This window comes from Variovorax glucosi (assembly GCF_051216695.1).
GTDB lineage: Bacteria > Pseudomonadota > Gammaproteobacteria > Burkholderiales > Burkholderiaceae_C > Variovorax.
This window is the reverse complement of the sequence record NZ_JBPJZE010000133.1, coordinates 1-1,344: the sequence shown is the minus strand read 5'-3', so window position 1 is coordinate 1,344 and position 1,344 is coordinate 1. Positions and strand designations below refer to the sequence as shown.

The following is a 1,344-nucleotide window of genomic DNA, read 5'->3' as shown; positions in this document are numbered from 1 at the left end:
CTCCAGCCTGATGCATCGTGTACAGACGCGCGAAATCCAGGTAGCCCCGATCCATGATGTAGAAGGCCCCAGCCTCAAGCGGCAGGATGTCCAACACATTGACATCGCCCATCTTTCCATCACTGATGTGAATGAAACTGGGGATGCAGCCACGCAAGTCCAGCAGCGTGTGCAACTTGATCGCCGCCTTCGTCGTACGAAATGGTGCCCAATCAAACAGGCTCAGGCACAAGTCGATGGTGGTCGAATCCAGAGCATATAGCAATCGCGAATCAAAATGCAGGTTTTTGAATGACCTGAAAGTTGTCTGCGAATCGGGTGGTAAGTGACTTGGCGAGTTTGCTCCAACGATTGAGGAAAAAGTCCTTGATGGTCGAGATAAAGACCTCCTCATCGGGGAAATAGACGTTGTCACGCACTTGCTCGTTCATCACCTTCCACGCTCGCTCAATCAGGTTCAGGTTGGGTGAATATGGAGGAAGATGTCGCAGTTTGAGGCCCAGTCGGTCGGCCTCAATCTGCGTGGCCTTGCTGACGCAGTAGGAGCCTTGATCTAGGATGATGTTGAGCGTGGGAAACTGGGTTCGGGGATAACTTCGACGCAGCCGAACGAAGTGTTCAGCCAATGTCTCTGAATTGACGGTCGCTGGAAATGTGGTGACCAGTTTGAGGGTCTGCGCGTTGAGGGTTCCGATCACATTGACCCGTGTTTTCCCCGCTGTTGTTGCAACGATTTTTCTCTCGCCTTTGATCGACCAACCGTAGCCCAGTTTGGTGGCCATGGTTGGGTGTGCAGCGTCCAGAAAAAGGATGACTTCCCCCTCTGGCAAGTCGTCTTTGAGGGCGCGGTATTCATCGATGAATTCGGCTTGGGCCAGCGGGTCAGCTTTGGCGGGTGCAGGCTCGCTTTTCTTGAAGGAGAAGCGGTTGCGTTTGAGCCAATCCGTCATGCCGGAGATGGAGAACTGGATGCCAAAAAGACCTTTCACTTTCTGGACTGCAGTCTTGGCGGTTGGCACATCGCAAGTGGCCAAAATGGCACGCAACCGGGTGACCTGCTCCTGTGTCAGTTTGCCCTCGGAGGCGCCACTTGATCCGCCTGTTTTGTCGTTGTCGAAGTAGTCTTTCAGATGCCTGCGGGCTGTCTGCTCGTCGATGAACAAAAACTTCGCTTTTTCGGTAAAACTCTCGCCTTGATCGGCGAGCAGTACGACTTTCATGCGGTCACCCATTTTTCGATCGCGCTCCATCCTATGGGCTGATTTGAGGGAGGATCGTTGACCGGCGCTGAGGAAATTTTGCATCCCCAGATTCTCGCTTTTGGGATGAATGAAAATCCGGCTT

At 53.1% G+C, this 1,344-nt stretch carries 1 protein-coding gene and 1 pseudogene; both read right to left on the bottom strand.

The window, feature by feature from the left end; translation table 11 throughout:
* Positions 1-259, bottom strand: a pseudogene (locus ACSFA3_RS23570) (transposase); the annotation flags it as partial.
* Positions 260-272: 13 nt separating this feature from the next.
* The coding region (locus tag ACSFA3_RS23565) for an IS630 family transposase (protein WP_435507843.1) at positions 273-1,344 on the bottom strand (1,072 nt) is incomplete at its 5' end.